The 645-nt window shown below is 53.6% G+C and carries 3 tRNA genes and 1 pseudogene; all 4 read right to left on the reverse strand.

From position 1 onward, the window contains the following. Nucleotides 1-6 precede the first annotated feature (6 nt). Nucleotides 7-83 (reverse strand) — tRNA-Met (locus C2M36_RS15155). Between the two features lie 165 nt (nucleotides 84-248). Further along, nucleotides 249-325, reverse strand: a tRNA-Met gene (locus C2M36_RS15160). A 49-nt stretch (nucleotides 326-374) separates the two neighbouring features. After that, nucleotides 375-451, reverse strand: a tRNA-Met gene (locus C2M36_RS15165). A 9-nt stretch (nucleotides 452-460) separates the two neighbouring features. Continuing rightward, nucleotides 461-645, reverse strand: a pseudogene (locus C2M36_RS15170) (amino acid kinase family protein); the annotation flags it as partial.

Genomic DNA, 645 nt, shown 5'->3' on the forward strand with positions numbered 1-645 from the left:
AAGAAGTGGTTGCGGGAGCCGGATTTGAACCGACGACCTTCGGGTTATGAGCCCGACGAGCTACCAGGCTGCTCCATCCCGCGCCTGTAAGTGTCTTAGCTGAGTTTCGTCGGGAACCGACGACCTTCGGCCTTTTCTGGTTTAGCGAGTCCGACGGATGATTTATCATCCTGCTCCATCCCGCGCCAGTAGACTTGAAAGTTGTTTTGCTTCTGCTTTCGAAAGAAGTGGCGTATCCAATTAAGAATTGGTTGCGGGAGCCGGATTTGAACCGACGACCTTCGGGTTATGAGCCCGACGAGCTACCAGGCTGCTCCATCCCGCGCCAGTAGACTGAAGGTTTATTTTTGACTTCTAACCGAACAAAAAGAAGTTGGTTGCGGGAGCCGGATTTGAACCGACGACCTTCGGGTTATGAGCCCGACGAGCTACCAGGCTGCTCCATCCCGCGCCTGTAAATTTCGGCATGCAATACGGGATTGCCCAGCGCCGCCAACAATTGTGCCTGGGAACGACAAATTTTATGGTACTTCTGGGCGCTGGCAACCTTTCTCGGATCCGTGCTAAACACCCCCTGAGTATCGGTCCAAATACACACCTCCTCAACGCCCATATACCGAGCAAGTAAGGTGGCGCTGTAATCAC

Source organism: Pseudoalteromonas sp. T1lg75, from assembly GCF_002964705.1.
Lineage (GTDB): Bacteria > Pseudomonadota > Gammaproteobacteria > Enterobacterales > Alteromonadaceae > Pseudoalteromonas.